1 protein-coding gene is annotated in these 465 nt (G+C 63.2%); it reads left to right on the top strand.

All coding sequences use genetic code 11. The features are described 5' to 3' along the window. On the top strand, positions 1-449 hold a 449-nt coding region (locus tag GR197_RS31410), incomplete at its 5' end, for an AMP-binding enzyme (RefSeq protein ID WP_432444217.1). Between the last annotated feature and the right edge of the window lie 16 nt (positions 450-465).

The following is a 465-nucleotide window of genomic DNA, read 5'->3' on the forward strand; positions in this document are numbered from 1 at the left end:
AGCTCGCCGTGCGCGGGCCGACCGGTTGCCGCTATCTCGCCGACGACCGTCAGTTGAAGTTCGTGCGTGACGGCTGGAACATGCCCGGCGACTCCGTCTATCTCGACGCCGACGGCTACGTGTTCTATCAGGCGCGCGCCGACGACATGATCGTCTCGGCGGGTTACAACATCTCCGGCCCGGAAGTGGAAAGCGTGCTGATGCAGCATCGGGCCGTCGCCGAATGCGGCGTGATCGGCGTACCGGACGAGACGCGCGGACAGATCGTGAAGGCGTTCGTCGTGCTCAATGCGGGCTATCGCGGCGATGAGAAACTGGTCGCGGAGTTGCAGGAATTCGTGAAGAATACCGTTGCGCCGTACAAGTATCCGCGCGTCGTCGCCTTCACCGACGCGCTGCCCCGCACGGAAACCGGCAAGCTCAAGCGGTTCGCTTTGCGTGCGATGTAGCGCTTCACGCTTCATT

It is taken from the genome of Rhizobium phaseoli, assembly GCF_010668805.1.
GTDB lineage: Bacteria > Pseudomonadota > Alphaproteobacteria > Rhizobiales > Rhizobiaceae > Rhizobium > Rhizobium phaseoli_A.